General features: G+C 37.8%; 7 protein-coding genes. 2 read left to right on the plus strand and 5 right to left on the minus strand.

From position 1 onward, the window contains the following. Positions 1-415: 415 nt before the first annotated feature. Positions 416-1,093, plus strand: a complete 678-nt coding sequence (locus CY0110_RS27095) for a hypothetical protein (protein ID WP_157464677.1) — start codon at positions 416-418, stop codon at positions 1,091-1,093. Here CY0110_RS27095 and CY0110_RS27100 read toward each other — a convergent pair. Then, entirely contained in the window at positions 1,062-1,919 is an 858-nt protein-coding gene (locus CY0110_RS27100; protein WP_008278859.1) for a tyrosine-type recombinase/integrase, read from the minus strand. The two genes, CY0110_RS27095 and CY0110_RS27100, sit on opposite strands and share 32 nt — an antisense overlap. A 67-nt stretch (positions 1,920-1,986) precedes the next feature. Then, entirely contained in the window at positions 1,987-2,499 is a 513-nt protein-coding gene (locus CY0110_RS27105; protein WP_232285820.1) for a replication/maintenance protein RepL, read from the minus strand. Positions 2,500-2,936: 437 nt separating this feature from the next. Here CY0110_RS27105 and CY0110_RS28220 point away from each other — a divergent pair, with 437 nt between their 5' ends. Beyond that, positions 2,937-3,899 (plus strand): nucleotide-binding protein, encoded by a 963-nt coding sequence (locus CY0110_RS28220; RefSeq protein ID WP_008278861.1) that lies wholly within the window; start codon positions 2,937-2,939, stop codon positions 3,897-3,899. Positions 3,900-3,987: 88 nt separating this feature from the next. Here CY0110_RS28220 and CY0110_RS27115 read toward each other — a convergent pair whose 3' ends face one another. The 3 genes from CY0110_RS27115 to CY0110_RS31265 all read right to left on the minus strand — a co-directional run. Beyond that, positions 3,988-6,381, minus strand: coding sequence for a DUF3991 domain-containing protein (locus tag CY0110_RS27115; RefSeq protein ID WP_008278862.1), 2,394 nt, complete (start codon positions 6,379-6,381; stop codon positions 3,988-3,990). Next, positions 6,371-6,730, minus strand: coding sequence for a MobC family plasmid mobilization relaxosome protein (locus CY0110_RS27120; RefSeq protein ID WP_157464678.1), 360 nt, complete (start codon positions 6,728-6,730; stop codon positions 6,371-6,373). The genes CY0110_RS27115 and CY0110_RS27120 overlap by 11 nt, the downstream gene beginning before the upstream one ends. Further along, positions 6,727-6,960, minus strand: a 234-nt coding sequence (locus CY0110_RS31265; protein WP_232285821.1) for a hypothetical protein, incomplete at its 5' end; no start/stop codon positions are given. The genes CY0110_RS27120 and CY0110_RS31265, both read right to left, overlap by 4 nt.

The raw sequence follows: 6,960 nt of genomic DNA on the forward strand, positions 1-6,960 counted from the left end.
TAACGTATAGGGGTCGAAAATAACTCATGTACACGGGGAAAGACTAGCGAACGTGACATGAAGGGCAATCTAAAAAATTTTGCAGTTTTTAGTGTTTGAGCCACTTTTAACTTGTCTTGGCCTCAAATCTCTCAAAGCTATACTTAATCAAGGTTATAGAACTTTCAGGGCATTTCTCTAATGGATGTTTTTTGCAGAGATTACCCAGAAGCTGCAATATTTAATCAAGCTGGCGGTATTAGATGACAATTAAGAGGAAGGGTTCGCGGAGCGAGTGCGAAAGCACCGCCAAATATACTTTTTCTGATGTATGGCATAAAGCAGATATAATCAAGCTTTAGGTTCAATGACTTGACGAAAGACAAAAAAAGCAGCCTGGAACCGACTGTAGTGAATTCAACAATAATTTATGCCTATGAAACCTGGTCATCCTAAACAAAATAAAATTCCTATTTTATCTACTGTTATTTCAATTTTTGGATTAATTTATTTATTACTTGTTTTGTTAGGTCAAGTAGATGAACAAAGTAGTAGATTTCAAATTCCTGAAGTTATTATATTTACTATAATCCTTTTATTAAATACGCAAACTTTAAACCGATTATCAAAACTGGTGGTTGGAAAAGACGGAATTACACTAGAATTAAATGAACTTAAGAAAAGTCAAAATAAAATTCAAGAAACTCAAGAGAAAATTCAGTCTGCTCAACAAGATCAACAAGAATCAATTAGTGAATTGAGAGAAATTCTAAAAAATTTTCTTGAGAATAATCAACCCCTTGTTGATAAGTTAAGACAAATTAGCGAAGTTTCTCTAGCTGATAGATTTTTAGGTAGTCAATCTTCTTCCCAAGTATTAGAAAAAGATTTTCGTGAAACTTCAGAAGAGCCTTCTTCTGAAGTTTTAAAGAATACGGCACCTAGTAGTTTATCCTCCCTACTTCAGATAGCAGCAAATCATCCTGGTGTAGTTGAAGGTTTATTAAGTCAAGCAAAAAAGAAAGTAAAAAACAATAGTAATAGAGGGAATAATATACAATCCTTAGAGAGTACATCATCATCTACCAAAGAGAAGAAGGAAGATACTGACTAGAACATTGATTAGGTCTAGCAGTGAGATAGCGTTGAGTAGTTGTGATATCAGAATGCCCTAAAGATTGTTGAAGCAGAGAGATATCGCAACCGTTTTCTAAGCTGTGGGTAGCATGAGCATGGCGTAACCAGTGAGCAGAGGTTTTAGGGTTGATTCCTGCGTCTAAGGCTGCTTGTTTGACGATTTGGTGAATACGAGAGCGAGCAAGTTCTTTTTGTCGGCGGGAATAAAAGACAGCATCGGTATGGGGTGAGCGAAGGCTCTGAAACGCCATTAATTTAGCCCATAGACCGACGGGAATGAGAACAACGCGGGATTGACCACCTTTGCCATCAATGAGGGCTTGACCGCCATCCTTGCGGGGCTGAAGATCCTGCCAGGTTAGACGAGATGCTTCACTGATTCGTAAACCACAGGCATAGATTAGGGAGAGCATTAAGAAATCACGATGGGTTTTAGTGGCGCGGATCAGCTTCTCGATGTCAGCCACATTTAAAAGCCTCTGTGAGAGCGTTTCTTTGGGTTTAGGGGGTTTGACCCGTGCAGCCACGTTAAAGGGCAAATAACCCACATCAAAGCAGTAGGAGAAGAGAGATTTGAGACAGAGTACCTTAACGCGAATGGTGTGAAGGGAATAACCGCGTAGTTTAAGGGAGTCTATCCAAAGTTGGATATCTTCGATTTTGACGTTAGAGAGGGGTTCTGAAGAAAAAGATTGGAATTGTTTGAGGGTGTTATTGTACAGTTGGCGGGTATGATTGGAGTTTTTATCAAAGAGCCAAGACCTGATGATTTCTGGATCAGAGGTGGATCGGGTGATGGGCATAGTCGGCAATATAGCATGTTATGTTTAGTCCATATTAAAAGAGCGATCGCTGTAAAATACATTTGATTTAGGTTTCTGGCTCAGTTTCCTTACCTTTGAGCATTACCATTAGACGGCGTTTAACATCACCGTTGTCTTCTTTACGGGCTAAAGTCTTAGTCGTAAAGGCTGCATATTTCTTGCTAGTGTTCCAGCTTTTCCAAACTTCATCTGGATCTAAGCAGTAGGCATAAACTGTACCTGCTCCTAACTTAATTCGTAAAACAATATTATTTTGATCAAGCCATTTAGTTCCTCTTTGAATTGAGCGAACACTAATATCTAGTTCATCAGCTAGTAATTGTTGAGAAGCAACAACCGCACCCGTACCAGGTTCAATATGTTTGGCTAAAAACATATAAATTTTGGCAGCTAATGGATATTCTCCAAGAATTGCGATAACTCTATCAAAGCCTTTTGGATACATTTGAACAAAGTTTTTATTCTTTTTTTTATCTCTATTTTTCTCTTCTTCGCTTAATCGTTCATCGACTAATTGTATAAAACGTTGTAATCGTTCTTCAGTTGTTGCAACAGTCATATCCATGTCAAAAACTCATTTGTCGGGTGTACCTGTCATTTCAGTCAAATTATACGACGGATGTGTCGCAATTTACGACAAATTTATTAGCCATTTATTTGAGTATTTGTACTTAAACTAAGTATATTTACTCATGACACGCCAATGGCAGGTAGACACGCCATTGGCGTGTCAGGGGGTCAATGGCTGAAACCTGCATGAAATAAGGATCTTTTATTTTTTCCTTCTTATCTCAGTTAATGAAGGGGTCTGGGGAACACTTTTCCCAGAAATAACATGGCGGTCAATGAATTATGACAACGGATATAATTCATTGACCGCCATAACGATCTTTTCTTTAAGAATTGGGATGAGTAGGAGATGGTGTAGCGTGAGTATCTTGGATCACGAAAGCTATATAATTTAATCTCATATAATCAGACTAAACTATATAAATAATGGAAAAAAGGACTTTAGAACCTAGGCCTGCTGTCTTTATAGGCTCTTCAGCAGAAAACCTAGATTATGCTTATGCGATACAAGCAAACTTAGAACGTGATGCAGAACCTACTGTATGGAATCAAGATTTATTTAAGCTTAGTCAATCAACTCTTGAAGATTTATGTCGTCAGGTAGAAAATTTTGACTTTTCTATTTTTGTATTCACGCCTAACGATACTGTCATTATAAGGAAAGAAGAAAATAGATCTGTAAGAGATAACGTAGTTTTTGAGTTAGGTCTCTTTATAGGAAATTTGGGAAGAAACAGATGTTTTTTTATTATTCCAAGAGGTGAAGAATTTCATTTACCTACAGATTTATTAGGTATTAAGGCTGGTACTTATGATTCAAGTCGACAAGATAAAAATTGGAAAGCAGCTTTAGGGCCAGCTTGTAGAGAAGTAATTAATAGTATCAGAGAATTAGGAAAAAGAGGTTCTAGTAGATACCCTAATCAGAAAATAGATGAACTTGAGATAAAATTTGATTTTCTTGCAAATAAGCTACATAATGATCAAAAAAGACAAGCTAAGACAGAAACTAAAGTTGAAAGAAGTTTTGACTTTATACGTGAATGGGATTCTTATAGACAAGAGAGAATTAAAGCATATGAGCTATTTGTACAGCCTCATCTGACTACATCAGAAAATGGAGAAATATTGATAGATCGACAAAACGTAAAACCATTTTCAGAAAACGACGGAAGTGATAGGTATTATATGAATGTAGTTATGGAATTTTTTGATAGACTTAATCTTGCTTATCAAAAGGAATTAATTGATAAAGATATAGTGGTTGAATATCTATCAAAAGATTATAAATTGTGGGATGACGAATATTTTTCAATACAAAGAGATATAGAGAAAAATCCAGAGTTTATATATGGTTTTCCAGCTTCTTATAATTGGTTAAGGTCTTAATTTAGTTAAGGCCTTAATAAAATTTAATCATTGCAAATTGAATATAAAAACACAGCACAATACATAGTAGAAAAATGAATTAGGTTATTCAAAGAGAAAACCCTTTACCTCGACTACGTTTTTGTTGTTGTTCTCGTTCCCATCGAATTTGAGCGATTAGAGACTCATTCCAATCCTTATGATTTTTAGGGACTAACCGACTAATTTGAGCCGTTTCAGGGGCAATATTTTTAAGCTCCTGGGCTATTTCCTGACCGCCTTTATCTCTATCAGTAGCTACAATAATCTGTCCGCCCTGGCTATGAAGCTTCTCAAAAAGTCCTTTAATCAAGCTTTTTTGTGTTTCTGATAAGGTTCCCCCAGTCGCCAAGTAACGGGTATTGGCATCAGGGAACAGTTGATGATGACTCAAACAGTCCAGGGGGCTTTCACAAATAACCAAAGTCATATCAGTGGGAAGACCTCTAGAAGACCATAAGCCCTTAGTACCGCCTTTGGAGAAGCCTTTAAACTGCTGGTTACGGATTTCATAGCCACAAACCCCCTCACGGTCATAATGGGGGAAAATTAAATTATTACGACTGTCAGAATAGATTACACCTTGAAATCTAGAATCATTACTGGTTTGTGGGCTAATGCCTCGTTGATTAAGGTAAGCATGGCTTGAGATTAGTTGAAAATGTTCAAATTGAGTAAGTATCTTATGTCTATCTGGGGTAGTTGGGGTTAGTTTTGGGGTTGATTCTTTAGGGGTATAAGTGGAAGAATAGGTGTTATTAATCCAGGGTCTAAGTTCTTTTCTAACTTCCCCTAAATTCAAGTTTCTTCTATTTTGAATAAAGTCAATAATTGAGCCATTATCTTTATGATCATTAACTGAGGAGTAAAAATAATGGTTATCTCCTTGGTTAATACCAACTAGAATTTTATCCCCATGATTGTCTTTAAGAACAACACAGTTAACTGAAGTTTTCTTTTTATCTATTTCGTAACCTTGAGATTGAGAGTATTCGACTAGGTTTATTTGGGTTTTGAATAGTTCGAGTTCTTCGGTTTGGTTAGTCGCTAATTTTCTAAGACGTTCATGATGTCTTGATAAGCGTCTTCTAAGTCGCTTATCCTGTTCGATAAGCTGTTGATGGTGCTGTTGAGTGAGTTGATTTGATTGGTTAAGTTGGTGATTTGTTCGTTCTGCTGTTTCTTGTCCTTCTCGTACTGAATGGCAAAGTTCTTGAAGGTTTCGAGTAGTTCTTTTTCTAGTTGATTCATCGTCTTCTTCTACAGCTTTAAGCAAGGCTTGCCTTTGCATTTCCAATTGGTCTTGTAGTTGCTGTTGGGAGGTAATATGATAAATTTCCCTTGACTGGTTTGATAAAGTTCCACTCCCCAAGTCTTCTGTTTGAGTTGATTGAGGGTAGTTCTGTTGGTTTGAATTTGTTGAAACTGTTTTGTTAAATATTGAGTCATCCCCCAACTGCCTATTAAGGAACCTATTAAGAGGCTGATAAGAATTGTCCCTGGCAGCATTAGCGACCATTTCAGGTGAGTGTTGATACTCTGTTGAGTAGTTTGAATATCGTTGTTGATGGTAGTCTCTACGTTTTGACACATTTTCTGACAGTTTTTCTTGAGCTTGTCTAATTCTTGTTTGAAGATTTGCTCTTGTTGTTGTCTGTCCTGCTGTCGTTTCTGGTGTAGATTCTTGTCCAAGTCGCCAAGATGCACTATAGATTCCTCCTTTTAATCTGACACGCTTATCTAGGTCATTATGGGTCACGGTTAGATAATCTTCACCCCGCCTTGTAATGCTAAAGCCAGAGCTTTCTAGGGTGGTAATGATATCGTTACGGTTTTGAATCTGTCCGTCTTGTATGTATGCAGTGAGATGGTTAGTGATCAATTTACGGGCATCGTCACGGCTTATGGGTTTTTCTCCAGCAAGTTCTAAGCGATGGTTTTGGGCATTAATTAAGGCTTGATGACCAGGATAATAAGTTCTAGCCCGTTGAGGGTCATCGGGGCTTGCCCATCCATTAGAAGTGTTCCAAAGGTCACGCCAAGGTCTAAAATAACTTTCCCATCCAGGAGGAGCAATATTTAAGCTTTTGCCAGTGGTTAATTCAACTCTGGGGGTAACGAAATGGAGTTCTACCCTATCATTGCCTGTGTGAGTGTGTTTAACCCAAAGAATGTCATATTGATCGTTATCTAGTCCAGCAAAGGCAACATCTTCAAAGGATTTAATAATAGCGTTTTGTTGTTCTGGGGTGGGGGCATCTTCGGGGGCAAAGCTAATGACACCACTACGGTATTTGTGTTTAAAGTTTAGGGAATCAATTAGATTAATGGTTTGTTGAGGGTCGCCTTTAATAAGTTCGGGTTGAGGTTCACGAATAACGCCTTTAGCATCAGTTTCCTTGAGGATATATTCAACAGGAGATTTACCTTTACCAGTCCCGCGATCAAAGAACTTAAGTAACATCTTCGGAGTCCTCTGAGGTAGACGAAGGTTTATCCGGTTTAGTTGATAGTTGGTTTAGGGTTTCTTGAATCAATCTAAGGGCTTGGATAACCTCAATAGCTTCGGCGGTTTGTTTATAGGTATTAGCCCATTTAGCGATTTGGTTAAGGTTATTTCCAATGCGAGCGATTTGTCTAGTTTGTTCTTGAACTAATGAACTATTTGAAACTGTCCAAGTTCGGGTTTTAGACATAGCTTGTCGGATGAGGTTAGATAAAGTAAGACCTGAGAGGGCGGCCTTTTCTTGCCAAGCTAATCGTTCAGAAGGAGTTACTCTAATAGTTAGATTAATGTTTCGTTTTTCGGTCATTTTAAAAAGAGGAGACAATTCCTTTCCCATCTGCCCAACGGGGGTTTTAGGGGGAAACCCCCTAAACAGCGACCCCATGCTAGAATTTTTATAATTTGACGATAACATAAGTGCATGGGGTCTGCTGGCTTCCGCTTCACGGAAGGGACAGCACTAGGAACCCTATACGGGGGTAATGTGGTTATAGTAATAGCATAATTATAAGGTATTTTCCTAATCGGAAAATAGTT

The organism is Crocosphaera chwakensis CCY0110 (assembly GCF_000169335.1).
In the GTDB taxonomy this organism is placed as follows: domain Bacteria; phylum Cyanobacteriota; class Cyanobacteriia; order Cyanobacteriales; family Microcystaceae; genus Crocosphaera; species Crocosphaera chwakensis.